Origin of the sequence: Paractinoplanes aksuensis (assembly GCF_024137025.1) — a bacterium.
Classification (GTDB): Bacteria; Actinomycetota; Actinomycetes; order Mycobacteriales; family Micromonosporaceae; genus Actinoplanes; species Actinoplanes aksuensis.
The window spans coordinates 46,594-70,073 of the sequence record NZ_JAMYJR010000018.1; the positions used below are offsets into that span (position 1 = coordinate 46,594).

22 protein-coding genes are annotated in these 23,480 nt (G+C 70.7%); 9 read left to right on the forward strand and 13 right to left on the reverse strand.

All coding sequences use genetic code 11. The features are described 5' to 3' along the window. The first annotated feature begins 83 nt into the window (after nt 1-83). Nucleotides 84-569, forward strand: a complete 486-nt coding sequence (locus M1L60_RS17670) for an NUDIX hydrolase (protein WP_253238530.1) — start codon at nt 84-86, stop codon at nt 567-569. Here M1L60_RS17670 and upp read toward each other — a convergent pair. Beyond that, nucleotides 566-1,198 (reverse strand): uracil phosphoribosyltransferase, encoded by a 633-nt coding sequence (gene upp / locus M1L60_RS17675; protein WP_253238531.1) that lies wholly within the window; start codon nt 1,196-1,198, stop codon nt 566-568. The two genes, M1L60_RS17670 and upp, sit on opposite strands and share 4 nt — an antisense overlap. Before the next feature lie 60 nt (nt 1,199-1,258). On the opposite strand from upp, the gene deoC reads away from it, so the two are divergent. The 6 genes from deoC (at nt 1,259) to M1L60_RS17705 (ending at nt 9,324) form a co-directional block, all read left to right on the forward strand. Then, nucleotides 1,259-2,209, forward strand: a complete 951-nt coding sequence (gene deoC, locus M1L60_RS17680) for a deoxyribose-phosphate aldolase (protein WP_253238532.1) — start codon at nt 1,259-1,261, stop codon at nt 2,207-2,209. 5 nt (nt 2,210-2,214) lie between these two features. Beyond that, nucleotides 2,215-3,633, forward strand: a complete 1,419-nt coding sequence (locus tag M1L60_RS17685) for an aldehyde dehydrogenase family protein (RefSeq protein WP_253238533.1) — start codon at nt 2,215-2,217, stop codon at nt 3,631-3,633. Then, nucleotides 3,626-4,450, forward strand: coding sequence for an aldehyde dehydrogenase family protein (locus M1L60_RS17690; protein ID WP_253238534.1), 825 nt, complete (start codon nt 3,626-3,628; stop codon nt 4,448-4,450). Before M1L60_RS17685 ends, M1L60_RS17690 begins: the two co-directional genes overlap by 8 nt. A 121-nt stretch (nt 4,451-4,571) precedes the next feature. After that, nucleotides 4,572-5,441, forward strand: coding sequence for a SatS C-terminal domain-containing protein (locus M1L60_RS17695; protein WP_253238535.1), 870 nt, complete (start codon nt 4,572-4,574; stop codon nt 5,439-5,441). Nucleotides 5,442-5,460: 19 nt separating this feature from the next. Further along, nucleotides 5,461-7,740, forward strand: coding sequence for a transposase (locus tag M1L60_RS17700; protein ID WP_253238677.1), 2,280 nt, complete (start codon nt 5,461-5,463; stop codon nt 7,738-7,740). A gap of 597 nt (nt 7,741-8,337) precedes the next feature. Further along, on the forward strand, nt 8,338-9,324 hold the full coding sequence (locus M1L60_RS17705) for a glycosyltransferase family 2 protein (protein ID WP_253238536.1): 987 nt from the start codon (nt 8,338-8,340) through the stop codon (nt 9,322-9,324). 8 nt (nt 9,325-9,332) lie between these two features. On the opposite strand, the gene M1L60_RS17710 is transcribed toward M1L60_RS17705, so the two are convergent. Both M1L60_RS17710 and M1L60_RS17715 read right to left on the reverse strand, forming a co-directional pair. Then, a complete protein-coding gene (locus tag M1L60_RS17710; RefSeq protein WP_253238537.1) occupies nt 9,333-9,980 on the reverse strand; it encodes a 4a-hydroxytetrahydrobiopterin dehydratase in 648 nt (215 codons plus the stop codon). Continuing rightward, nucleotides 9,977-10,453 carry an Lrp/AsnC family transcriptional regulator gene (locus tag M1L60_RS17715; RefSeq protein ID WP_251803743.1) on the reverse strand — a complete coding sequence of 159 codons (477 nt, stop codon included), beginning with the start codon at nt 10,451-10,453 and terminating at the stop codon, nt 9,977-9,979. Before M1L60_RS17715 ends, M1L60_RS17710 begins: the two co-directional genes overlap by 4 nt. Before the next feature lie 91 nt (nt 10,454-10,544). On the opposite strand from M1L60_RS17715, the gene M1L60_RS17720 reads away from it, so the two are divergent. Next, complete coding sequence (locus tag M1L60_RS17720; RefSeq protein WP_253238538.1) at nt 10,545-11,003, forward strand: DUF2000 domain-containing protein; 459 nt, start codon at nt 10,545-10,547, stop codon at nt 11,001-11,003. On the opposite strand, the gene M1L60_RS17725 is transcribed toward M1L60_RS17720, so the two are convergent. The 6 genes from M1L60_RS17725 to M1L60_RS17750 form a co-directional block, all read right to left on the reverse strand. Next, nucleotides 10,992-11,924 carry a protein kinase family protein gene (locus M1L60_RS17725; protein ID WP_253238539.1) on the reverse strand — a complete coding sequence of 311 codons (933 nt, stop codon included), beginning with the start codon at nt 11,922-11,924 and terminating at the stop codon, nt 10,992-10,994. The genes M1L60_RS17720 and M1L60_RS17725 overlap by 12 nt on opposite strands. 106 nt (nt 11,925-12,030) lie before the next feature. Further along, nucleotides 12,031-12,618: a GTP-binding protein gene (locus M1L60_RS17730; protein WP_250028343.1), complete on the reverse strand. Its 588-nt coding sequence runs from the start codon at nt 12,616-12,618 to the stop codon at nt 12,031-12,033. Between the two features lies 1 nt (nt 12,619). Then, nucleotides 12,620-13,000: a DUF742 domain-containing protein gene (locus M1L60_RS17735; protein WP_127499324.1), complete on the reverse strand. Its 381-nt coding sequence runs from the start codon at nt 12,998-13,000 to the stop codon at nt 12,620-12,622. 106 nt (nt 13,001-13,106) lie between these two features. Then, a complete protein-coding gene (locus tag M1L60_RS17740; protein ID WP_014447580.1) occupies nt 13,107-13,511 on the reverse strand; it encodes a roadblock/LC7 domain-containing protein in 405 nt (134 codons plus the stop codon). Next, nucleotides 13,508-17,092, reverse strand: coding sequence for a sensor histidine kinase (locus M1L60_RS17745; protein ID WP_253238540.1), 3,585 nt, complete (start codon nt 17,090-17,092; stop codon nt 13,508-13,510). Before M1L60_RS17745 ends, M1L60_RS17740 begins: the two co-directional genes overlap by 4 nt. 433 nt (nt 17,093-17,525) lie before the next feature. Further along, entirely contained in the window at nt 17,526-18,611 is a 1,086-nt protein-coding gene (locus tag M1L60_RS17750) for an adenosine deaminase (RefSeq protein ID WP_253238541.1), read from the reverse strand. A gap of 26 nt (nt 18,612-18,637) precedes the next feature. On the opposite strand from M1L60_RS17750, the gene M1L60_RS17755 reads away from it, so the two are divergent. Next, nucleotides 18,638-19,426 carry a putative RNA methyltransferase gene (locus M1L60_RS17755; protein WP_253238542.1) on the forward strand — a complete coding sequence of 263 codons (789 nt, stop codon included), beginning with the start codon at nt 18,638-18,640 and terminating at the stop codon, nt 19,424-19,426. A gap of 107 nt (nt 19,427-19,533) precedes the next feature. On the opposite strand, the gene M1L60_RS17760 is transcribed toward M1L60_RS17755, so the two are convergent. Genes M1L60_RS17760 through M1L60_RS17775 form a run of 4 tightly spaced genes read right to left on the reverse strand, consistent with a single transcriptional unit; the run spans nt 19,534 to nt 23,478 of the window. Continuing rightward, nucleotides 19,534-20,214 (reverse strand): DUF4272 domain-containing protein, encoded by a 681-nt coding sequence (locus M1L60_RS17760; RefSeq protein ID WP_253238543.1) that lies wholly within the window; start codon nt 20,212-20,214, stop codon nt 19,534-19,536. A gap of 6 nt (nt 20,215-20,220) precedes the next feature. Continuing rightward, the gene (locus tag M1L60_RS17765) at nt 20,221-21,498 is read right to left on the reverse strand and encodes a thymidine phosphorylase (protein ID WP_253238544.1); all 1,278 of its coding nucleotides are present in this window, start codon (nt 21,496-21,498) and stop codon (nt 20,221-20,223) included. Beyond that, complete coding sequence (locus M1L60_RS17770) at nt 21,491-22,204, reverse strand: cytidine deaminase (RefSeq protein ID WP_253238545.1); 714 nt, start codon at nt 22,202-22,204, stop codon at nt 21,491-21,493. The genes M1L60_RS17765 and M1L60_RS17770 overlap by 8 nt, the downstream gene beginning before the upstream one ends. 5 nt (nt 22,205-22,209) lie before the next feature. Continuing rightward, on the reverse strand, nt 22,210-23,478 hold the full coding sequence (locus M1L60_RS17775; RefSeq protein ID WP_253238546.1) for an ABC transporter permease: 1,269 nt from the start codon (nt 23,476-23,478) through the stop codon (nt 22,210-22,212). Nucleotides 23,479-23,480 lie beyond the last annotated feature (2 nt).

A 23,480-nucleotide genomic window follows, 5' to 3' on the forward strand; every position in this document is an offset into this window, starting at 1 on the left:
GAAACGATAGTGTCCGCAGTCACGCAAACGGATCGCCAGGTCGGTTATATCCAGGTTGCAGGCGTTCCCCTAGAGTCGCTGCCGTGCAGGCGATCATCGCGACCCTCGGTTACGTGCTCTCCCCCGCCGGCGACGAGGTGCTGATGGTGCGGCGGGACACGCGGCCCGACGACCTCCACTACGGCAAGTACAACGGGCTGGGCGGCAAGCTCGAGCCGGACGAGGACGTGGTGAGCGGGCTGCGGCGCGAGATCTACGAGGAGGCCGGGATCGAGTGCGCGGCGGTCGAGATGGCCGGCACGATCTCGTGGCCCGGCTTCGGCCGCGGCGGCGCCAACTGGTTCGGATTCCTGTTCCGGGTCACCGCCTGGACGGGCACCCCGCTGACCGGCAACGACGAGGGCAGCCTGCACTGGGTGCCGGTCAAGGACGTGCTCACGGGCCAGGTGCCGATGTGGGAGTCCGACCGGCACTTCCTGCCCCTGGTCTTCGCCGACTCCCCTACCGTCTTCCACGGCGTCATGCCGTTCTCGGACGGCAAGGCCCTTTCGTGGAGCTTCGTGAATTAGAAGCGCCTCATGCCGCCGAACTGACGGTCGCCGGCGTCGCCGAGGCCGGGGACGATGTACTTCTTGTCGTTCAGGCCCTCGTCGATCGAGGCGGTGACCAGGCGCAACGGCAGGCCGGACTCCTCGAGGCGGCGGACGCCCTCGGGCGCGGCCAGCACGCAGCAGATGATCACGTCGGTGCAGCCGCGGTCGACCAGCAGCTGACAGCAGTGCAGCAGCGAACCGCCGGTGGCCAGCATCGGGTCGAGCACCAGCACCGGCTGACCCGAGAGGTCACCCGGCAGCGATTCCATGTAGGCGCGGGGCTCGTACGTGTGCTCGTCGCGGGCCAGACCCACGAAGCCCATCGACGACTCGGGCAGCAGGGCCAGCGCCGAGTCGGCCATGCCCAGGCCGGCCCGCAGCACCGGGACGATCAGCGGCGGGTTGGCCAGCCGGATGCCCTCGGTCGGGGCCACCGGCGTGCTGATCGGGTAGGTCTCGGTGGCGAACGAGCGTGCCGCCTCGTAGACCACCATCGTGGTCAGCTCGTGCAGGGACGCCCGGAAGACGCCGGAGTCGGTCTCGGCCTTGCGCATGGCGGTGAGCCGGGTCTGAGCCAGCGGGTGATCTACGACGAGTACGTCCACGCCGATCAACCTACCGGTCATTCAAGATCAACTGTCGGGGGCCCGCGTAGAATCCCTTTCATGACTGCGACAGCGACGTCAAGGCTGTCCGGCCGGCCCGATTCACCCGCCGATCTCCGGACCTTCCTGCACGGTCTGCCCGGTGTCGACAAGGTGGGCATCGAGGCCAGGGCGGCGGCGCTGGGCACCCGATCCGTGAAGACCAGCAGCAAGGCGCAGGCCATCGACCTGGCCATCCGCATGGTCGACCTCACCACCCTCGAGGGCGCCGACACCCCCGGCAAGGTCCGGGCCCTCTCGGCCAAGGCCCTGCGACCCGACCCGGCCGACCCCACCTGCCCGCCGGTCGCCGCGGTCTGCGTCTATCCGGCCATGGTGCCGACGGCGGCCGCCGTGCTGGCCGGTTCCGGCGTCCACCTGGCCAGCGTGGCCACCGCCTTCCCGTCCGGCCAGGCGCCGCTCGAGGTCAAGCTGGCCGACACCCGCGACGCGGTGGCCGGCGGGGCCGACGAGATCGACATGGTGATCAGCCGGGGCGCGTTCCTGGCCGGCGACTACGCCAAGGTGTTCGACGAGATCGTCGCGGTCAAAGAGGCGTCCGGCCCGGCCCACCTCAAGGTCATCCTCGAGACGGGCGAGCTCGGCACCTACGACAACGTCCGGCGCGCGTCCTGGCTGGCCATGCTGGCCGGGGCCGACTTCATCAAGACCTCGACCGGCAAGGTCCCGGTGGCCGCGACGCCGCCGGTCACCCTGCTCATGCTCGAGGCCGTGCGCGACTTCCGCGAGCGGTACGGGCGCCAGGTCGGCGTCAAACCGGCCGGCGGCATCCGTACGACGAAAGACGCGATCAAGTATCTCGTGATGATCAACGAGACCGTGGGCGACGACTGGCTCTCCCCCGACTGGTTCCGCTTCGGCGCGTCCTCGCTGCTCAACGATCTGCTGATGCAGCGAACCAAGCTCACCACCGGCCACTACGCCGGCCCTGACTACTTCACGTTGGACTGAGGCCGATGTTCGAGTACGCACCCGCGCCCGAATCCCGCTCGATCGTCTCGCTCGCGCCGTCGTACGGGCTGTTCATCGACGGCGAGTTCGGCGAGGCCAAGGACACGTTCAAGACGATCAACCCGGCCACCGAAGAGGTGCTGACCGAGGTCGCGCTGGCCGGCCCGGAAGACGTCGACCGCGCCGTCGCCGCCGCCCGCCGGGCTTTCGAGAGCTGGTCGGCCCGCCCCGGCTCGGAACGCGCGAAATACCTGTTCCGCATCGCCCGGATCATCCAGGAGCGCTCGCGCGAACTGGCCGTGCTCGAGTCGCTCGACAACGGCAAGCCGATCAAGGAGTCCCGCGACGTCGACCTGCCCCTGGTCGCGGCCCACTTCTTCTACTACGCGGGCTGGGCCGACAAGCTCAAGTACGCCGGCTTCGGCTCCGACCCGCGTCCGCTGGGTGTGGCCGGCCAGGTCATCCCCTGGAACTTCCCGCTGCTCATGCTGGCCTGGAAGATCGCCCCGGCCCTGGCCACCGGCAACACCGTGGTGCTCAAGCCGGCCGAGACGACCCCGCTCTCCGCGCTCTTCTTCGCCGACGTCTGCCGCCAGGCCGACCTGCCCCCGGGCGTGGTCAACATCGTCACCGGGGCCGGTGACACCGGGCGCTACCTGGTCGAACACCCCGACGTCAACAAGGTCGCGTTCACCGGCTCGACCGAGGTGGGCCGCCAGATCGCCCGCTCGGTGGCCGGCACCGGCAAGCGGCTCTCGCTCGAGCTGGGCGGCAAGGCGGCCAACATCGTCTTCGACGACGCGCCGATCGACCAGGCCGTCGAGGGGATCGTCAACGGCATCTTCTTCAACCAGGGGCACGTCTGCTGCGCGGGCTCGCGCCTGCTGGTTCAAGAGTCGGTCGCCGAGGAGCTGCTCTCCTCGCTGCGCCGCCGCATGGCCACGCTGCGGGTCGGCGACCCGCTCGACAAGAACACCGACATCGGCGCGATCAACTCGCGGGCCCAGCTCGACAAGATTGTTGAATTGTCGGAAATCGGTAGCGAGGAGGGTGCTGAGCGCTGGTCGCCGCCGTGCGATCTGCCCGACCGCGGCTTCTGGTTCGCTCCGACGATCTTCACCGGCGTCACCCAGGCCCACCGGATCGCCCGGGAAGAGATCTTCGGCCCGGTGCTGTCGGTGCTGACTTTCCGGACGCCGGCCGAGGCCGTCGAGAAGGCCAACAACACGCCGTACGGGTTGTCGGCCGGCATCTGGTCCGACAAGGGCTCGCAGATCCTGGCCGTGGCCGACAAGCTCCGGGCCGGGGTCGTCTGGGCCAACACGTTCAACAAGTTCGATCCCACGTCGCCGTTCGGCGGCTACAAAGAGTCCGGTTACGGTCGCGAGGGCGGCCGGCACGGCCTGGAGGCGTACCTTGCCTAAGTCTTCGACTCCGACCCGCCTGGCGGTGCGGAAGACCTACAAGCTGTACGTGGGCGGGAAGTTCCCGCGCAGCGAGTCAGGACGGACCTATCTGGTGGACGGCGACAACGTGGCCCTCGCCTCCCGCAAGGACGCCCGGGACGCGGTCGTCGCCGCCCGCGCGGCCCAGCCCAAGTGGGCCGGCGCCACGGCGTACAACCGGGGCCAGGTGCTCTACCGCATCGCCGAGATGGTCGAGGCCCGCCGGGCCGAGTTCAAGGCGCTGGGGGTGAGCGGGGCCGAGGTGGACGCCGTGACCGACCGCTGGGTCTGGTACGCGGGCTGGTCCGACAAGATCGCCCAGGTCGCCGGCAACGCCAACCCGGTGGCCGGGCCGTTCTTCAACATCTCGGCCCCCGAGCCGACCGGCGTGGTCGGCGTCGTCGCCCCGCCGTCGCTGCTCGGGCTGGTCAGCGTGATCGCCCCGGCCGTCGTCACCGGCAACACCGTGGTCGTGGTGGCTTCCAACCCGCAGGCCGCGATCACCCTGGCCGAGGTTCTCGCCACCTCCGACGTCCCGGGCGGGGTGGTGAACATCCTCACCGGTTCGGGCGCCGAGATCGCGCCCTGGCTCGCCTCGCACGACGACGTCAACGCCCTCGACCTGGCCGGGATCGAGGACGCCGACCTGGCCACCGAACTCGAACGGGCGGCGGCCGGCACCCTGAAGCGGGTCCTTCGCCCCGTTTCGGGCGTTGACTACACGGAGGACCCGGGCACGGGGGCCATGACCGCTCTGTTGGAGATCAAGACGGTCTGGCACCCGAAGGGTTTCTGACCGTTTCTCACCGGTCAATGGGGAAGTGCGGGGGACGGTCAGCCCTCGCCCAGGCGCGCCCACTAGGGTGTGTCGGCAGTATCACCCGTCCCCGTCAGTCAGATCGATCCCGGAGGTCACCGTGACCAGCCAGTCCGACGAGCCCGAGGCGTCCGCGCCCGTGGCCGCGAAGTCCGAGGCCGGACTCTCCGGGCGTGCCCTCTGGGACAAGGTCGGTGTCGAGCCGGTCGAGATCGCGCTGCCGGGCGGGGTCGCGCTGACCCTGCGGGCCTACCGCCAGGCGTCCACGCTGACCCCGACCGAGATCGAGACCGACGAGGACGACCCCTTCGAGGCCCGCAAGCGCGCCGCCGCCCGCGACGATGACGACGACGAGGAAGAAGTCATCGTCGACGAGGAGTACCAGGCGCTGCTGGCCGAGGGTGAGGTCGACAAGGACGCCAAGGCGGCCGACGAGCCCGACCCGGCCGACTTCGAGGACGAGTCCGCCGCCGATGCGGACGACGAAGAGGTGCCCGCCTTCCTCAGCCACAAGGGCCGCTTGATCGCCTTCAAGTCCCCCGAGTCGCTGGTCTCCTTCATTCGTTCGGGTGCTCCGCACGATCTCGCACAAATCGAGTCCTGGAGCACCCTGGCCGAGCAGGTACAGTCGACCGACGTCGACCCGCTGCCGGAAGACCGCTACGAGCTCGACCTCGTGGTCGAGAACCTGCGCGGCGGTCACGACACGTGGGACCTGCCACTGCTCATCGCGGCCGGCGAGGTGGCGCGTGACCTGGGTCACGCTCTCCGGATCAAGCCGGTGATCCTGGCACTGTCGCCCGGTTCACCGCTCGACGACCTGGACGAATCCCTTCGTTCCGCGGAAAGTGGCGGAATGGGTGGTTTCTTCGGTCGGCGCCGATTGAAGAAAATCGGTGCACAACAGGCAAGTCTCGGCTGGCGCTCGGTAATCGGCAAGATCTCTGCAGCTGTGGACTGGCGCGACTGACCCCTCAACAGGGACCATCATCTCTTGGCCATACAGCTGCCTCGGGGAGGAGGACGACGCCGTGGCGCTCGTGCGCGTGTACTGCGGTCTGGCGTCGGCGGATGAAGCGGTGCGTGGGGCCTCGGCCACACAGCTGACCATCGCCGTCGTGGATGACGCAGGACGACTGCTCGGCGTTCACGAGATAGGCGACGATCCCGGCGGTTACGCCGAGCTCGGCGCGCTGCTCGTGGAACGGACGAGTGGATTCACCGACGCCGCGGTCGCCGCCGACAGCGACGACCACCTGGTCACCTCCCTGCTCACGGCGGCCGGCCGGCCGCTGGTCGTGGCCGACGACGACACCGCCGACGACTTCGCCGAGCGGTTCGCCGACGACGACTCCGTCGAAGAGATGCAGGCCCCGCCCGCGGCCCGCCGGGCCGTCGGCCTGGCCCGCGCGCTCCAGGCGGGCGCCCTGGTCGCCGGCGCCCTGCCGGTGCCGCGCGAACTGGTCAGTTACAAGCCGGTCCTGGCCGCCCACGTCGCCCTGCTCAGCGGGCGGCACGCGGCCGCCATCGCGCTGCGCGAGGTGCTGCGCGAGCTCTACCCGGCCGCGCTGCGCGCCTACCCCGACCCGTCGCACCCGCTCGCGCTGTCCGTGCTCGACGCGCTGCCCGAGCCGGGCCGTCTCACGTCGCAGGGCGAGCCGTCGCAGATCGCCGAGCAGGTCGCGGTCGAGCTCACCCGGGCCGGCGCCGGCTCCGAAGACGAGATCATCGCCGCTGTCACCGCGCTCCAGGTCGCGATCAGCGAGTCGCCCCGCCGCGGCGGGGTCAACAAGTCGCTGGCCCCCGCGGCCGGCGAAACGGTGCGCCAGGCGGTGGCCTCGGTCCGCGCCTGCGACGCCGCCTGCGCGTCGCTGGTCGGCACGCTCGCCGCCCGGGCCGGCGCCGCCGAGGCGGGCCGCCGCAACCGCCGCGCCGAGGCCGCTCCGCTGCAGTCCGTGCCCGGCTTCAGCCGGCGCACCCGCCCCGAGCCCGCTGCCACCGGCACCGGCCCGATCACGCCGCAGCCGCTCACCACGCCACCGGTCGCGCCCAGCCCGGTCATGCCGCCGCCGCTGGCCCCCCGGCCGGTCTCGCAGCCGCCGGCCGCGCCCGCCGCGCTGTTCCCCAATCGCACGCCCGCCCCGGGCAACCGGCCCGTCTCGGTGCCGCCGCCCCCGCCGGGCATGACGCCGATCACCCCGGGTTCGCGCCCGGCGGCCGGCGCCCGCACCCCGGTCCCGCCGACCGGCACGGTGTTCCCGGCGGCGTCGGTGTCCCCGGCCGCGGCCGCGCCGTCCTCCGGCGCGCCCAACGGCAGCACGCCGGCCGACACCGGCCAGCCGTTCCGGGCCACCCTGACCAACGCGGCGATCAACAGCGTCCGCGCCGAGCGTCAGCGCACGGTCATACCGCCGCGCCCGACGACCCGGCCCTCGGCCCCCGCGGCCGACGCCACCGACTACTCGCTGCCCATGCCCACGCAGCGCCCCGGCCAGGAGCCCGCCGAGCCCGGCTCGCGCGCCAACTGGCCGCTACTTAACAGCAGCAGCGACGACTCGGCGACCACGCCCGCCGCCTCGACGAGCGCCCCGCCCGCCGACGGCCGGGTCCGCCCGCCCTGGCAGGACATGCCCAAGGAGCCGCCGGCCCTGCGCCTGGTCGAGCCCCAGCTGGCCAACAGCCTCGACACGACCGTCACCGACATGGCGCCGGTCACCGCCGAGCCGCCGCCACTGCGCCTGGTCGACAGCCGCAACGGCCGCCGCAGCCCGGGCCAGACGACGACGAAGCTGACGGCGCTCGACCGCAGCACCACGCCCCCGGTGCCCGCCGACAGCAACGACACCGACCTGCTGATCTTCGCGGCGGCCCGCTCGGCCTGGTTCACCGGCCACAGCGAGCAGCCCGACAAGCTCGACTGGACCAACCCGAACGACACCGGCTGGCGCGCCGCCGAAAAGGCGTCGACACCCGCGGTGGCGGCCGAGACGGCAGCCGGTCTGCCCAAGCGCGTGCCCCAGGCCAACCTGGTGCCCGGCTCCCCACTGCGCGACGAGCGCCCCCTGCGCATCGTCCGCGACGCGGCCAGCATCGCCGCCCACACCACGGGCTACTTCCGGGGCTGGCGGCGCGGCCAGGAAATCGGCGGCTTCGCCATGGGCGGCCGCCCGGGCCGCGAGGCCGCCGGCGGCTGGGACTTCACCCGCGACCGCGAGGGCGCCGACGATTTCCGCAACAGCAACAACAACGCGGGCTACGGCTCCCGCTAGTCCCTGAAGCATCCTCGGCCCGGTTGCCCGCTGCACGCGGAACAACCGGGCCGAATGCTGTTCACGACGAGTCTTCGACGACCTCGCCACGACGTGGCCCTTGGCCACCGGCGGCTTGGACTTCACCTGCGACCGCGAGGGCACCGACGATTTCCGCAACAGCGACAACAACGCGGGTCACGGCTTCCGCTGGACGCGCGTCACCCGTTCGGTCCGGCCGCTCCGCCCATGAAGCCGGGCCCGAGCGCTGTGTGCTGGTCTCGCCGGAGCCGGCACCTGCAAAGGTTCCGGCCGGCGCGGTCTTCATCTTCTCGGAGAAGGTGGAGCTTGATGGGGTCGCTGGACTTTTCCACAATCCCGCGTAATCCACAGGCAGGCCCCGGCCGGCCCACCCGTCCTCGCCAGCCACGCGATAATGGCTGCGGGGGCGTCCCCCTGGGTGGGTGGGCTCGGACGGGCCAACGATCTTGGTGGGCTGTTGCGGCGAAGTGGTTCGGCGCATGAGGCCTGCGCTTGTTCTATGCGCCTGGCTCACTACCCGCACCTGGGGACCGAATCAGGGTTCAGCTCTGGGACCACAGAGCCGAACAGGCACTTGTGAGCATTTCGTTTCTGGCCGCCTGTCTGATCGTGCGCGACGAGGCGGACGAGATCGCCGGGTGTCTCGAGTCGCTGGCCGGGGTGGTCGACGAGGTGCATGTCCATGACACCGGGTCGAGTGACGGAACGCCTCAGATCGCCTCAGAGCTTGGCGCGGCCGTCACTCTGGGCCGGTGGGCCGATGACTTCGCTGCGGCCCGCAACGAGGCTCTGGCGGGGTGGAGTGCTCTCTGGGTGCTGAGTGTGGACGCCGATCAGCGGTACACCGGGGACCCTCGGCGACTGCGGGCCTTTCTGGAGGGCAGCGCGGCCGACGTCGTTGAGGTCGAGGTGGACAACGCGCACGACGAGTTGCCGTACACGAACACCGCGGCCCACCTGTTCCGGAAAGAGCGGGTGCGCTGGGCGGGCCGGGTGCATGAGCGGCTGGTCGGGGCGGCGCCCGTCGTCGTCGCGGCGCCGCGGGACGCCATCGTGCTGGCGCACGAGGGTTATGCCCGGGCCGATGTGCGTACGGCCAAGGCGCTGCGCAACGCCGAGCTGGCCCGCCGGACCCTACAGGAGGCGGGCGACGACCGGCCCCTGATCGCCCGCACCCTGCTTGACCTCGGTCGCAGCCTGATCGGGGCGGGGCGGCGGCAGGAGGCGGTCGACACGCTGGAGATGTTGCGGGAGCTCTTTCCGGGTACGCCGGAGTGGCTGCGCGGCACCGACTTCCTGGCTCGGCTGGTGCTGGCAGCCGGCCTGGACGACGTCTGTCTCACTCTGGTCGGGCAGATGCGCGCGGCCGGAGCGTCCGGGCCCTACTGCGACTGGCTGGCCGCGCAGGCCCTGGCCCAGTTGGGCGACGTCGACACCGCGACCCGGCTGCTGGCCGGCGTGACCGAGGTGGTCGACACCGCGGGCCGCCGCCACGATCCGCGGGCTCTGGAGCAGCTCCGCACCCTGCTGGGCGAGCTGGAACTGGCAGACAGACCGGTCTGACTGTGTGGTCAGAGCGGGTGGGTGCGGTCCTGCCATGTGCAGAGGCAGACCCGGTTGCCCTCCGGATCGGCCAGCACCCAGAACGACGGCGCCTCCGCGTCGCTGACCAGGGTGCCGCCGGCGGCCAGGGCGGCGTCGATGCGGGGCTGGACCTGGGCCGGGTCGATCCAGACGTCGGGGTGCCAGCGCTGGCGCGGCTCCTCGTCGCCGGACTGCTGAAACCATAGTGCGGGCTGCAGACCGGCCGGGTCGGTGACGTCGACGTCGTCCGGCGTCATCCGCAGGATCGCCGCCCAGAACGGGATCACCCCGCCCCGTGCCGGGCTGTCCAGGGCCCACTCGATCCGGGACACGTCGACGGCCGAGCCGCGTAGTCCGAGCGCCGAGGCGACCGACGCGACGGCCCGGGCCAGGCGCACGTCCCGCGATGTCACGCCGCCGGCGTCATGGCTGGTCAGGCGGACGTCGACCGCGGTGTAGCGCAGGGTCAGGTCGGGGTGATGGTTCATCTGCTCGGCCACGTCGCCGATGGCGTTGACCAGGGCCAGGCCCGCGGCGAAGTCCTTGGTCTCGATCCGGGTGAACAGGCCGCCGGGCAGGTAGGTCCAGCCGTCCAGCTGCTCGGCCGCGATCTGCTTTCCGTCGAGCTTCGTCATGAGCCCATCCTCACCCGGTTGTTGCGAATGTGCTCGTACACGATCGACGTCCGGACGTCGGCCACCTCGGGGCGCTGGGTCAGCCGGTCGATGACGAACTCGTACAGGCTGTCGTTGTCGGGGACGGCCACGTGCACGATGAAGTCGTCGGTGCCGGTCGTCACGTAGAGCCCGAGCGTGTCGGGCAGGGTGGAGACCCACTCGCGGAACGCCTCGATGTTGCGGCGGGACGGCGGCCGGATCCGGATGGCGATGAGCGCCTGCACCGGCCGGCCGACGGCCTTGAGGTCGACGTCGAGGATCGCCCCGCGGATCACGCCGCGGCGACGCAGCGCCCGGGTGCGGTCGAGGGCTGTGGTCGGGGAGACACCGACGGCCGCGGCCACCTCGCGGTTGGTCTTCCGTGCATCCAACTGGAGTTCCCGCAGGATCGCCGTATCAAGTTCGTCCAGGTCCACCGATTCGGCCCTCATTCCGATACAAGTACGGATCTGTTGCCGTCGAACCTAACAGGTGCCTAGCATTCCGGTCGTAAGCTGCCTTTACGTACGGAGAGGAACCACCATGGTGGGATTTGCGCCGACCGAGATCGATCCGAGCGCGCCGACCCGCGCGGCCCGGCTCAAGTGGGTGGTCGTGGTCGACGCCGACCTGCCCGCCGGCCGCGCCACCAATGCCGCGATCTGCACTGCCGCCGCCACCTCGCAGGCAGTGTCCGGGCTGCTGGGCGACGACGCTATGGACGCGGACGGCAACGCGCACCCGGGTCTGCCCTGGGCCGGCTGCACGGTGCTCTCGGCCGATGCCACCACCCTGCGCACGATCCGGGCCAAGGCGGCCGCCCGGCCCGACTTCTTTGTGGCCGACATGCCGGCCGCCGCCCAGCAGACGCGCGTCTACACCGAGTACCTGTCGTCCGTGGCCGGCACCGCGGCCGAGGGCCTCGACTACTACGCGGTCAGCCTCGTCGGCCCGCGCAACCCGGTTGACAAGCTGATCGGCAAGCTTCCGCTACTCGCCTAGGGCCAACGCCTTCTGGATGTTCCACTCGGCCAGGTCGAGCATCCACTGCCGGTTGGGGAAATCGGTGCCGGCGATCCGCAGCGGCCCCTCGATCAGGGCAATCACCTGAGCGACCCGGTAGAGCTCGAGCCGCGCCGGGTCAAGATCGACGGGCCCCAGTTCCGCGTACGCCTCCTGGAAGCGCAACTGCAGGAACGCGTGCTCCCACTCGACGTCGAAATACGTGACTCCCTCGATGTCGATCATCACCGGCTCCCCCGCGGCCGACATGAACACGTGGTCGGGCCCCAGCTCCCCGTGGACCAGCACGTACTCCCGGCGCGCCTCGACCCGACCGCGCAACCCGCGCAGGTGGTCCTCGATCCGCGGGCCGGCCGCCGCCATCCGCTCGTCCTGCCCGACCACGGCCCTCAGGTGGGCCAGGGCCCGGTCCAGAACAACCTCTTCCGGCGTACGGGCCTGCGGGTTCAACGAGGCCGGCCGCCCCCACTCGGGCCCGAGGGTGGTGTGCATCCGCCGCAGTGTCCGCCCGAGCTCGCGCAGCGGCGCGCGGTCGTACTCCATCCGCGCTTCCAGCGTCTCGCTGCCCACGTCCTCGACGAGCACCCGGTCGCCGTCGGCGAACAACACCTCGGGCACCCGCACCCCGGCCCCGGCCAGCAGCGCCTGGTTGGTGAGGAACAGGTGAGCCCCGGAGGCATCGGTGAACGGATCGTCGGGCACGGTCACCGAGGGCGGCCAGTAGTCCTCGGCCGCGGCCCACACGTAGAGGACCACCGAGCTGTCGTCGTCGAGCCGGATCCGGTAGACGCCCTTCTTGGTGCCGCCGGTGAGCCGCTCGAGATGCGTCACCCGCCGGCCCCGGCCCAGTTGCTCGGCCACCAGGCCCGTTACGTCGTCGACGGTCAGAAAGGCACGCATGGCGAGCGATCCTGCCCACCCCGGCCGGCCGTCCACAACCGAATAATCGGCTGGAGACACGACGAAACCCCGCTCCGGCCTAGCGGAGCGGGGTTTCGACGGACTGTCAGGCGGGCGCTACGGCGCGAGTACGACGCATCGTCAGCACATACTCGACCAGCGAGATGAGGACGTTCTTCGTCGACTCACGGTTACGCGCGTCGCAGCTCACCACGGGCACGTCGCTCGAGATCGCCAGAGCGTCCCGAACGTCCTGCGCGTTGTGATACTGCATCCCGTCGAAGCAGTTGATCGCGATCAGGTAGGGAAGGCGACGGTGCTCGAAGAAGTCGATCGCGGCGAAACAGTCGGCGAGACGCCGAGTGTCCACCATCACGACGGCACCGATCGCGCCCCGCACCAGCTCGTCCCACATGAACCAGAAACGCGTCTGGCCCGGTGTTCCGAACAGATACAGGATCAGGTCGCGATCGATACTGATCCGGCCGAAGTCCATGGCGACGGTGGTCGTCATCTTCCCCGGAACCTGCCGGTTGTCGTCGACACCCACACCCGCCGAGGTCATGATGGCCTCGGTGGTCAGCGGGGTGATCTCCGAGACCGACCCGACCAGCGTCGTCTTACCGACGCCGAACCCGCCGGCGATAACAATCTTCGCCGACGTCACGCGCCCCGCAGAGGGACGGTGCGACATGTCAGAGCCTGCGAAGTCCACTCAGCACCCTTTCCAGCAGTTCCGTGCCTACCGCGTCGGTCTCGTCGTCCAGCGAGGTGGGCTCGTACACCGCGACAAGGCCATCAGAGGCCATGTCGGCGACGATCACTCGAGCCACACCGAGCGGCAGTTGCATGCGTGCGGCGATTTCCGCCAGCGACTGAACTCGGCCGCCGTCGCACATCTCCGCGATGTACTGATGCTCGCTTCCACCCTGTCCGCCGCGCATCATGCCAGATCGGCCGCGAACGGTTGTCTCGACCAGCGCTTCCAGCGCTATCTCAAGTTTTGGTCGGGTCCGACCACGGGTCACGGCGTACGGCCTGACCAGCGCGCCGGTCGGCTCATCGCGTTCGGGCATCGTCACCGCTCACCCCTTCCTCGGACCCTAGAAGTGTCTCTTGTTGTCAACTTTTTGAACAGCGGCCGAAGTAACCAGCCGGCTGCCCGTTCAGCCGAGGACTCACTCAGCCGAGAACGCCGGCCGCGGAACGCGGAGCCGGAGTGAGCGCCTCGCCGACCCGGTCGACCAGGAGGGCCATTTCGTAGCCGACCTGTCCGACGTCGCAGCTGCGCGCAGCCAGAACCGCGAAGGACGAACCGTCCGAGATGGACATCAGGAAGAGGAACCCGTTGTCCATCTCGACCACCGTCTGCAGCACGGCGCCACCCTCGAAGCACCGCGCGGCGCCCTGAGTAAGGCTCACCAGGCCGGAAGCGATGGCCGCCAGCTGATCGGCGCGGTCCCGGGGGAGGTCTCGCGACGCCGCCAGGAGCAGACCGTCAGCGGAGACCGCGATCGCATGTGCGACGCCGGGAACGCGGTCGGCGAAGTTGGCCAGCAGCCAACCGAGATCCTGCGTAGATGTCATGCCTCATGCTCCTTGCCAGCCTGCGAGGACTGCTGCCCTCCCGGAGTCTCCTCCGGGTTGGTCGATTCTTTGGTGCGACCGCGCTGCACACCCCGGTGGTAGGCGGACAGCAGACCGCGGACACCTTCGGGGGTACGACGCTGAACGGACGTGTCGTTCCGGTCAACACCACCGGGGACGAGCTGCGCCATCGGAGTGCGCTTGGGCAGACCCGCCGTGGTCGTGGATTCGACCGCCACCTCGGACGCCGCCTGAGCGGCCTGCCAGCCCGTGTCGGCCGCGGTCTGCCACGGGTTCGTGGCCACGCTGCCGTTCGCGCTGGAGCCGTTCGCAACGGCGCCGTTGGAGGCACCGACACCAACAGTAGCCGGGTCTCGGTCACGCGACTCGGGCGAGACGGCCTGCTGCGGCACACCGACCGTTCGCGACGGCTCCCCGGTGGGGATCCGCTGCGAGCTGACCGGCTCGTCGAGTCCGTTGGTCGACGGCTTGGTCTCAGCCGGACGGCCGGTGGTGAACCAGGCCGACTCGAGCTCCCGGAAGATCGGCAGCTCCATCGTCTCGTCGGCGAACTGGCCCTGGCCGTTGTCCCGCTGGCGGGCCGCGGCCTGCGCGGCGGCGATCTGCGCGGCCGCCGTGGCCTGAGCCTCGGCTGCCTGCGCGGTCGCGGCCTCGTGAGCCGCCTTGGCCGCCGCGGCCGCCCGCTGCGACTCCGACGGCAGGCCCGAGGTGGGTGCCGCGGAGACCGGCGAGGCCGGCGGGGCGGAGGACGGGATCGGCGCGGTCTGCGGGTTGGTCGGACGCTCGACCTGCGGGCGCTGGTCACCCCGCTGCTCCGGCCGGTAACGCGGGAGCTCGGCGGTCATGTCGAGCGCGGCCGCGAGGCTTTCCGGCACGTGCGGAGCGGGGTTCTCGCGCTCGGGGGCGACCGGCGGCCAGGCCGGCGGTGCGGCGGCCGTGGGCGGCGCCGAGACCGGCGGTTCCGACCCGGGCGGCGACGAGATGGGGCGACCACCGTACGGCGGGGCCGAGGGCACCGGCGGAGCGGAGACCGGCGGCAGCGGCGGAGCCGAGACGGGCGGGACGAACGGGGTGCGGCCCTGGGTCTCGGGGTTGGCCGGGAGCTGACGCGGGATCGTGGCGCCGAAGCCGGAGGTGTCACCGTCGGGGCGGAACGAATCGCCGTTGCGGCGGGGCAACCCGTCGGGACCGGCGAAGCCCTGGGGCGACGACGGCTGACCGGTGGGGCCGGAGGGCAGCGGCGGGATGGCCTCGTTGCTGCGCGGGCCGTAGAAGCCGTTGCTGCCGTTTCCGTTGCCGTTCCCGTTGGTGCCGTTGAGCGAGCCGTTGGAGCCGAAGCCGTTGCTCGGGGCGCCGGTGAGGTCGGACCATGCCGGCACCGAGTGCCCGTTGGTGCCCAGCATGCCGCCGGTGTTCATCGGCGGGTTGGGGTCGAACGGGCGACCGGTCGGGTAGCCACCACGGCCGCTGCCGCTTTCGAGCGCGAGCGGCTCGGGCATGCCCGGGCGGCCCTGCTCGTCGTAGCCGGCGCCGACCTGGGGACGGCCACCGGCCACCGCGTTCTGGCCCTGGCCCGCGGTGAGCACCGAGAGCGGCAGGCCGACCTCGGCCACCGTGCCCCGCTCGGTGTCGGCCGGGCGGAGCTCGACCTTGACGGCGTGCCGGTTGGCCAGCCGGGCGACCACGACCAGGCCCATCATGCGGGAGACGGCCACGTCCACCATCGGCGGGTTGGCGAGCCGCTCGTTCAGCTCGCGCAACTGCTCGCGGCTGATACCGATGCCGCGGTCTTCCACCGAGAGGAGCGCACCGTCGCCCAGCCGCCGGGCCTCGACGATGACCGTCGAGTTGGGCGGGGAGAAGGCGGTGGCGTTGTCGAACAGCTCGGCGACCAGGTGGACCATGTCGTTGACGGCGTGCGCCGCCACCTCGATGTCCCGGTCGATCATGCCGAACTCGATGCGCGTGTAGTGCTCGACCTCGGACTGCGCGGCGCGAAGCACGTCGATCAGGGCGGCCGGCTCGCGCTGGACGCGGGTCGAGTCGGCACCGGCGAGAACCAGGAGGTTTTCGTCGTTACGGCGCATTCGGGTCGCCAGGTGGTCGAGCTGGAACAGCTCGGCCAGACGGTCCGGGTCTTCCTCGCCGCGTTCCAGCCGGTCGAGGTGACCGATGAGCCGGTCGACCAGGATCTGGGAACGGCGGGCCAGGTTGACGAACATCGTCGCGACGGAGGCCCGCAGGGCGGCCTGCTCGGCCGCGGTGCGCACCGCCTCGAGGTGAACCGCGTTGAACGCCTCGGTCACCTGACCGAATTCGTCGCGGCTGCGCACCGGAAGGGGCTCGGCGATCTGGTCGGCCAGCTGGGCCGGGGTGAGCGATGAGGCCAGCTGCGGGTCACGCAGCCGGCTGACCGCGTGGGGCAGGCCGAACTGGGCCACCGAGAGGGCACCCTGGCGCAGCTCACGCAGCGAGCGGGCCATCGACCGGGCGACCAGCCAGGCGAAGAGGATGGCGAGCAGGAGCATGCCGAGCAGGATGCTGGTCTCGAGGAAGACCCGCCGGTTCACGTCGTTACGGAGGTCGGTCGCCTCCGCCACGATGTCGGCGTCCATCTTGACCTCGACCTTGCGGAACTCCGCCCCGTACTCCGTCATCGCCTTTTCCCAGTTGGCGGTGTTGAACGGGATGTTGCGGGTGTTCGCGCCCTGCAGGCTCAGCAGCGGCCCGGTGTAGTTGGTGGCGGCCGTGCCGGCCGTCGATTTGTTGATCTCATCGAAAGCGGCCACGTCGGCGGGTGAACCGACCGACCGGACCGTCGTGCCGGCCAGCTCGAAGCCGGTGTCGGCGACCAGCAGTTCACGCCGGAGCGACTCGGTCAGCTGGTTGGCCGCGATGACCTCGTGGCCGACGTCGCGCTGCTGGGCGATGAACTCCTTGGCCTGGGCCACGGCGGCGACCGACCGCAGGTGGTCGCTCAGCTCGGTGTCGCTGGCCAGCTGGGCCGCCGCGTCACGCACGCCGACCAGGTCGTCGATGAGCTTGGTGTAGCTCTCTTCCACCTCGTCGGCGCCGGGGCGGTTGTTGGCGACCTGACTGCGCTGAGCCGGCAGGTCTTCCAGGTTGCGGTCGAGACGCAGGAGCAGGGTGCTGACGTTCTCGGGGATCTCGTCGAGCGCAGCCTTCTGCTGGGAGTACGGAACCTTCGCCTTGTCGACCTCGGCCGTCTCGGCGGTGTAGGACTCCCTCGCCTTGATGAACTCAGGACTCTTCTTGTCCCGGATCGTCGTGACCATCATGCCGTAGGCGCGTTCGTTCTGGAGGTGGTCGACCAGACCACCCGCTGCCTCCGACAGCACCGAAAGGGTGCGCGCACGCTCCGCGTTGTTGGCTTCCTCGATGTGGTCGACCAGGCCGCTGACGCCGACGATGATCGTCGCCAGGGTAGGCACCAACATGATCAAGCCAAGCTTCGACCAGATCGGCAGGTCTCGCAGCCGATCAGCCGGGCGACGGAGACGCGACATGACGCCGGTCGCCGTCTTGGGGCGCTTGCTCACGTCACCGTCCTCCTGTTTCGGGCCCCGGCACTCGGCTTGCCGGGCGCCGCACACGGCCGACTGCCGCGTCGGGCCCCCGAGATTCCATCACGACGAGTGTCAAAGAGAAAGGGCCGCCGGACACGGACCGGTTGTGTGACGCAATGTTGGTCCGCCGGAGCGGGGACGTCGCCGGTCAATATCACGGGATGTATGGGGTCACTCTCTCAGCGTTACTCAGAGCGATCGATCGGCGTGGGGGTTACACCGAACGAACGCGCCCGATCGTAGAGGATCGCAGCAGGAGAGACGATGGCGCGGTCGCGAACGATCGGCAAGGTGAGATGCCCGATTTTGCAATGTTTGTAGGGACCATTCTGACCGAACGGACGATCAGAGCCGCCGAACCGGCAGAGTCGGCGGCCTCCGGGCGTTCTGTACCAACTTGATACCGCTAGCCGAGCAGCTTCGCGTAGCCCGGCTTGATCACGTCATTGATGATCGCCAACCGCTCGTCGTACGGGATGAAGGCCGACTTCATCGCGTTGATGGTCAGCCACTGCAGCTCGGCCCAGCCCCAGCCGAAGGCCTCGGACAGCAGCGCCATCTCACGGGACATCGATGTCCCGCTCATCAGGCGGTTGTCGGTGTTGACGGTCACCCGGAACCGCAGATCGTGCAGCAGGCCGATCGGGTGCTCGGCGATCGACGGGGCGGCGCCGGTCTGGATGTTGGACGACGGGCACAGTTCGAGCGGGATGCGCTTGTCGCGGACGTACGCAGCCAGCCGGCCCAGCACGACGTCGCCGCCGGCCACCGTTCCGGTGATGTCGTCGACCAGTCGCACACCGTGACCGAGCCGATCGGCGCCGCACCATTGGATGGCCTGCCAGATCGACGGCAGCCCGAAGGCCTCACCCGCGTGGATGGTGAAGTGGAAATTCTCACGCTGCAGATATTCGAAGGCGTCCAGATGGCGGGTGGGCGGAAAGCCGGCCTCGGCCCCGGCGATGTCGAAGCCGACCACGCCGGCGTCGCGGTAGCGCACGGACAGCTCGGCGATCTCTTGCGAGCGAGCCGCGTGACGCATCGCGGTCAGCAGCACGCCGACCCGGATCGGGGTGCCCTGAGCAGCGGCCTCGGCGGCGCCCGCGGCGAAGCCGGCGTTGACCGCGTCAACCACCTCGTCGAGTGTCAGGCCGCGTTCCAGGTGCTGCTCGGGCGCGTAGCGGACCTCGGCGTAGACGACGCCGTCGGCGGCCAGGTCGAGCGCGCACTCCTTGGCCACCCGGTGCAGCCCCTCGACCGTCTGCATGACCGCGACGGTGTGGGCGAACGTCTCCAGGTAGCGTTCGAGCGAGCCGGAGTCGGCGGCCGCGACGAACCACTCGCCCAGGGCGGCCGGGTCGGTCGTGGGCAGCTCGTGCCCCACGGCGGCGGCGAGTTCCACGATGGTGGCGGGGCGCAGCCCGCCGTCGAGGTGGTCGTGCAGCAGCGCCTTGGGCGCCGGAACGATGTCGGTGAGAGCGATGGCGGCCATCAGCCGAGCCTAGAGGCAGGGGACCAATGATCGACGGAGCATTGCCGTACCTGCGATGCCCGGTCTGCCGGCAGCCGCTCGAGCGGGTGGACCGGGCCTTGCGCTGCCCGCTGCGGCACAGCTTCGACATGGCCAAGCAGGGTTACGCCGACCTCACGGCGGGGCGGATGCCGCACGTCGGCGACACCGCCGAGATGATCGCCGACCGGGACGCCTTCCTGACCGCCGGCCACTACGACTTCATCGCCGACGCGCTCGCCGCCGCGGCGAATTCGGGCTTCGTCGTCGACGCCGGCGTCGGAACAGGGCACTACCTGGCTCGGGTGCTGGATGACGACTCGATCGGCCTGGGACTCGATGTCTCCAAGCCGGCGCTGCGCCGGGCCGCCCGCGCCCACCCCCGCGCGGCGGCGGTGCTGACCGACCTGTGGCGTCCGCTGCCCCTCGCCGACGGCGTCGCCGACGTCATCCTCAACGTCTTCGCCCCGCGCAACGGCCCCGAGTTCCACCGCATCCTGAGCCCGGGCGGCCGGCTGCTGGTCGTGACGCCCGAGCCGGACCACCTGCGGGAACTGGTGGGCGCCCACGACATGATCCAGGTCGACCCGGACAAGGCGGCCCGCGTCCAGGAGTCGCTGGGTGAGCACTTCGAGCCGGTGGAGGCCCGGCCCCTGCGCCGGGATCTGACTCTGGGCGCGGCCGAGACGCGCACCCTGATCGGCATGACCCCCAGCGCCCACCACGCTCGGGACATCGACGCCGCACCGGCCGTGGTGACTGCTTCCGTGCTGCTGACGGCCTATCGAAGGGTTTGAGCGCAACCGCTCACGCACGTGGAGCGAAGCGACCCTCGGCGGGAGCTGCGGTCTGCAACCCACCACCCCGCTACGACATAGAACTTGATCTTGCCTTTTTTGACGTCTCAGACCGAAAGATCGACTTCCTCCCATTCGGGGGGTTTGTCGTGATACGGCCCATGAAAGACGATTGCCCATTCCAGGGCCCACCGGCGCTGGCCGATCGCGTTGGCGTCGATCTCGCCCGGCAGCGGCCGGCCCATCTCTTGCGCCTGCTGGAACGCCCAATCCAGGCAGTAGTGCAGATCGAGCAGCACGGCCGCCTCGACGGGATCGCGGGGGGACATCAGCGACCGGGACCGCCACTGCCCGAATGTCTCGCCGGCCGGCAGATCAGGCATCTGGGACATCATCCGGTCCTCGGGCGGCGACGTCGGGTCGAGGTGCCGGCTCAGCCCCAGCAGCCAGGCCAGCGCGAACACCGCGTCGTGGTGCAGCACGAACGACCGGTGATCACCCTTGGCGCCGATCACGAACTGCCATTCCGGCGGGGTGACCAGGTCGACCAGGCGCGACCCGAGCAGCCAGCTCATGGCCGCCTCGGTCGGCATGCCGAAACAGCGGGCCACCACCACGTGCAGCACCGCCGCGCGCGCCTCCAGATCGGCCGTGGGGCGCAGCTCGACCGTGTCGCCCGGCTCCCACACCAGGGGGAAGCCGGGCGGCGGCTGCGGCAGCCCGAGCCGGGCCACCTCGTCGAGGCTGGCCTCCCGGACGGCGCGCGGGTCGGGTACTGCCTTCTGCATGGTGCGTCAGGCTATGCGGTCGAGCACCAGATTGGTAAGAGTGGGCGGTTCCGTACCGATGACAACCGCTTCGGCGGCCGTGTCGCGGGCCACCGGGATGCGGGCCGGGTCGTCGGCCCGCAGCTCGAGCAGAACGTCGCCGGTGGTCACCCGGTCGCCCGGCTTGACCTTGAGGAGCACCCCGGCGCCGAAGCTGACCGGATCCTCCTTGCGGGCCCGGCCCGCGCCCAGGCGCCAGGCGGCCAGGCCGATGCCGTACGCATCCACGCTGCTCACCACGCCGTCCGCGCTCGCCCGCAGCACCTCGGTCTCGCGCGCGACCGGCAGCGGCGCCTCGGGGTCGCCGCCCTGGGCCCGGATCATCGCGCGCCACGTGTCCATGGCCGCGCCCGATTCGAGCACCCGGGCCGGGTCGGCCGTGCTCCCGGCCGCGGCCAGCATCTCGCGGGCCAGGGCCAGGGTCAGCTCGACCACGTCGGCCGGTCCCCCGCCGGCCAGCACCTCGACCGACTCGGTGACCTCGATCGCGTTGCCGACGGCCCGGCCGAGCGGGGTGCTCATGTCGGTCAGCAGGGCGATCGTGGTGACCCCGCTGTCCTGACCGAGCCGCACCATCGTGCGGGCCAGCTCGCGGGCGTTCTCGAGATCCTTCATGAAGGCGCCCGAGCCGACCTTGACGTCGAGCACCAGCGCGCCCGTACCCTCGGCGATCTTCTTGCTCATGATCGAGCTGGCGATCAGCGGGATGGCCTCGACCGTGCCGGTGACGTCGCGCAGCGCGTAGAGCTTGCGGTCGGCCGGGGCCAGGCCGTCGCCGGCCGCGCAGATGACCGCGCCGACCTCTTCCAGCTGACGCTTGAACTCGTCGTTGCTGAGTGAGGCGCGCCAGCCCGGGATCGACTCGAGCTTGTCCAGCGTGCCGCCGGTGTGCCCGAGGCCGCGGCCGGAGAGCTGGGGCACGGCGACCCCGCAGGCGGCGACGAGCGGGGTCAGGGGCAGCGTGATCTTGTCGCCGACACCGCCGGTGGAGTGCTTGTCGGCGGTGGGCCGGGTGATCGCGGAGAGGTCGAGCCGCTCCCCGCTGGCGATCATGGCGGCGGTCCAGCGGGCGATCTCGGCCGGCGTCATGCCGCGCAGCAGGATGGCCATGGCCAGGGCCGACATCTGCTCGTCGGCCACCACACCCCGGGTGTACGCGTCGACCACCCAGTCGATCTGGGCGTCGCTCAGCGGATGCCCGTCCCGCTTGGCCCGGATGACGTCGACCGCGGCGAACTCAGTCATTGCTGTCCTCTTCCCATACGGCCGGGATGCCCTCGGGCGGGGCCCCGTCACCGGCCCAGGCCAGCCCGCCCTCGGCGTCCACGACGACGATGCGCGGGGTGCGTACGCGGCCCCAGGTCACCGCCTCGGCCGCCGTACCGAAGTTCGGGCCCTCCTCGAGCACGCCCTTCTCGTCGTCCGCACTGCCGCCGGACCGCTCCCAGTAGCCCGTCCAGATGGTCTCACCGCCGGCCAGGTCAGGATGCACGAAAACGGTGCCGCGCCCGCGCCATTTGGCCAGCTCGGTCGGCACCTCGGGGGCGGTGGAAGCCGCGTTGACCCGTTCCAGGTCTTCCAGGCCGAACGCGTGCGGCAGCAGCTCGGCCATGCGCAGGGGCCCGGTGTGCCACTCGACCAGCAGCTCGGGGCCGCCGTTCTCCCACAACAGCTGGCGGCAGCGGCCGCACGGCATCAGCGGGTTGCCGGTGGCGTCGACGCACGAGAACGCGACCAGGCGCCCGCCGCCGGTCATGTGCAGCTGGCTGACCAGTCCGCACTCCGCGCACAGGCCGACGCCGTAGGACGCGTTCTCGACGTTGCACCCGACGACCACCCGGCCGTCGTCCACCAGGGCCGCCGCACCGACCGGGAAGTCGGAGTAAGGGGCGTACGCGTGCCGCATCGCTTCGGTGGCCGCGGCGCGCAGCCCGGCCCAGTCGATCTCCATGGTTTCTAGCTTTTCACGTAGGGCACACCGTCGGCCGCGGGCGCCCGCACCCGGCCGACCAGACCGGCCACCGCGATGATGGTGGCGATGTACGGCAGCATGTTGAGGAACTGGTTGGGCACCGGGCTGCCGACCGCGCTGAGGTAGTTGGCCAGCTTCTGGGCGAAACCGAAGAACAGCGCCGCGCCCAGCGCCCCGTACGGCGTCCAGCGCCCGAAGATCAGGGCCGCCAGCGCGATGAAGCCGGCGCCGGCCGTCATGTTCTTGTTGAACGCCCCGGTCGAGACCAGCGTGAAGTACGCCCCACCGGCCCCGGCGACAACGCCGCCGAGCAGCACGTTCATGTAGCGCAGGCCGCGCACCCGGATGCCGACCGTGTCGGCCGCCGTCGGGTGCTCGCCGACCGCGCGGGTCCGCAGGCCCCAGCGGGTGCGGGTGAGGCCAAGGTGGATGACCACGACCAGCGCCAGCGCGAGCCAGACGAGCAGGTTGCTCTCGAACAGCACGGGTCCGATGACCGGGATGTCGGCCAGGCCGGGGATGCGCCACTCGGGCAGCCGCGGCGGCGAGTTGTACTTCAGCGCGTCGGGCTGCATCAGCCGCTCGTACAGGAAGCCGGTGACACCGAGCGCCAGCAGGTTGAGCACGATGCCGACGACCACCTGGTCGACCAGGAAGCGGATGGCCAGCACGGCCAGCAGCGAGGCGATGATGACACCGCCCACGACCGCGCTGATCAGGCCGGCCCACACGCTGGTAGCCAGCGTGCCGACCAGGGCGGCGCCGAACGCGCCCATCAGGAACTGGCCCTCGATGGCCACGTTGACCACGCCCGAGCGCTCACAGAGCACGCCGGCCAGGGCGCCCAGGATCAGCGGCAGCGCGAGTTCGAGCGAGCCGCTGATCGTGTCGACCAGGGGCAGGAATTTGCCCGCCACCTGCCAGCACAGGAACGACAGGACGAAGGCCACGATGCCCAGGCAGAGCAGCAGCGTCTGCCAGCGCTTGGCCACGCCGGCCAGCAGCGCGCCACCGGCGGCGACGGCCACGATGCCGAACAGGATCGCGCCGAACTGGCCGTTGATCGAGAGCGCGGCGCCCTCGGCGTCCTCGCTGATGGTGAAGCGGGCCGTCGCCGACTCGGCCAGCGAGCCGAAGATCACGGCGGCGATCAGGCCGATGAGGACCAGCGCGACACCGAGCCGGCGCTGGCGGTTCCAGAACCGGTCGGGCGCGGTCGCCTCGGTCAGGTCTTCCACGGTTGCCGTCGACACGC

Bases quoted from the DNA above. Each gene is read 5' to 3' on its own strand.
- M1L60_RS17735 (WP_127499324.1), bottom strand. From the start codon at position 13,000: ATGCCCGAACGCGATGAGCCGACCGGCGCGCTGGTCAGGCCGTACGCC.
- M1L60_RS17685 (WP_253238533.1), top strand. From the start codon at position 2,215: ATGTTCGAGTACGCACCCGCGCCCGAATCCCGCTCGATCGTCTCGCTC.
- M1L60_RS17770 (WP_253238545.1), bottom strand. From the start codon at position 22,204: ATGGAGATCGACTGGGCCGGGCTGCGCGCCGCGGCCACCGAAGCGATG.
- M1L60_RS17715 (WP_251803743.1), bottom strand. From the start codon at position 10,453: ATGAGGGCCGAATCGGTGGACCTGGACGAACTTGATACGGCGATCCTG.
- M1L60_RS17765 (WP_253238544.1), bottom strand. From the start codon at position 21,498: ATGACTGAGTTCGCCGCGGTCGACGTCATCCGGGCCAAGCGGGACGGG.
- M1L60_RS17720 (WP_253238538.1), top strand. From the start codon at position 10,545: ATGGTGGGATTTGCGCCGACCGAGATCGATCCGAGCGCGCCGACCCGC.
- M1L60_RS17710 (WP_253238537.1), bottom strand. From the start codon at position 9,980: ATGACGAAGCTCGACGGAAAGCAGATCGCGGCCGAGCAGCTGGACGGC.
- M1L60_RS17740 (WP_014447580.1), bottom strand. From the start codon at position 13,511: ATGACATCTACGCAGGATCTCGGTTGGCTGCTGGCCAACTTCGCCGAC.
- M1L60_RS17760 (WP_253238543.1), bottom strand. From the start codon at position 20,214: ATGCAGAAGGCAGTACCCGACCCGCGCGCCGTCCGGGAGGCCAGCCTC.
- M1L60_RS17730 (WP_250028343.1), bottom strand. From the start codon at position 12,618: ATGTCGCACCGTCCCTCTGCGGGGCGCGTGACGTCGGCGAAGATTGTT.
- M1L60_RS17755 (WP_253238542.1), top strand. From the start codon at position 18,638: ATGATCGACGGAGCATTGCCGTACCTGCGATGCCCGGTCTGCCGGCAG.
- deoC (WP_253238532.1), top strand. From the start codon at position 1,259: ATGACTGCGACAGCGACGTCAAGGCTGTCCGGCCGGCCCGATTCACCC.
- M1L60_RS17725 (WP_253238539.1), bottom strand. From the start codon at position 11,924: ATGCGTGCCTTTCTGACCGTCGACGACGTAACGGGCCTGGTGGCCGAG.
- M1L60_RS17750 (WP_253238541.1), bottom strand. From the start codon at position 18,611: ATGGCCGCCATCGCTCTCACCGACATCGTTCCGGCGCCCAAGGCGCTG.